The organism is Lactobacillus sp. UMNPBX15 (genome assembly GCF_002553785.1).
Taxonomy (GTDB): Bacteria; Bacillota; Bacilli; order Lactobacillales; family Lactobacillaceae; genus Lactobacillus; species Lactobacillus crispatus.
The window spans coordinates 1-443 of sequence record NZ_PCYV01000089.1 but is presented as its reverse complement, the minus strand read 5'-3'; the positions used below and the strand labels follow the sequence as shown (position 1 = coordinate 443).

Sequence of the window (443 nt, the reverse complement as noted above, 5' to 3'; positions counted from 1 at the left end):
TAAAGCTTACTCGTCTTTTCTCTTAACTTAGCGTGATACTTTTCAACCGTCCGCCGCCAAGTAAATGAATATTTATTGGCATCGGCTTCCACCTTGGTCCCATCGATAAAAACTGCATCATTTTGAATTAGTCCGTGATCTTTCAAAGCCATGGTAAAGTAGACAAAGGCATGTTTAATTAGCTTACTAGCGTGCTGACTGCGTCGAAAGTTATTGATGGTATGGTAGCTATAAGTATAATCATGGGCTAACCAACGCATTGGCAAGTTCTCATCCAACATCATTTCAATCTTTCTTCCAGAATAAGTTTGACGTGAGTAGGCAAACAAGAGAATCTTAAGCATAATTGCTGGATGTGATGAAGGGCGGCCAGTAGCCGCTCCCGAATCTTCTAATAGCACATCTTGTGGAATCGAGTCGACAAAATCACTAATTAATCGTGC

At 40.9% G+C, this 443-nt stretch carries 1 protein-coding gene; it reads right to left on the bottom strand.

The features are described from left to right. Positions 1-443 (bottom strand): transposase (locus CP366_RS10400; protein WP_143469313.1); only part of this gene is annotated, 443 nt, incomplete at both ends.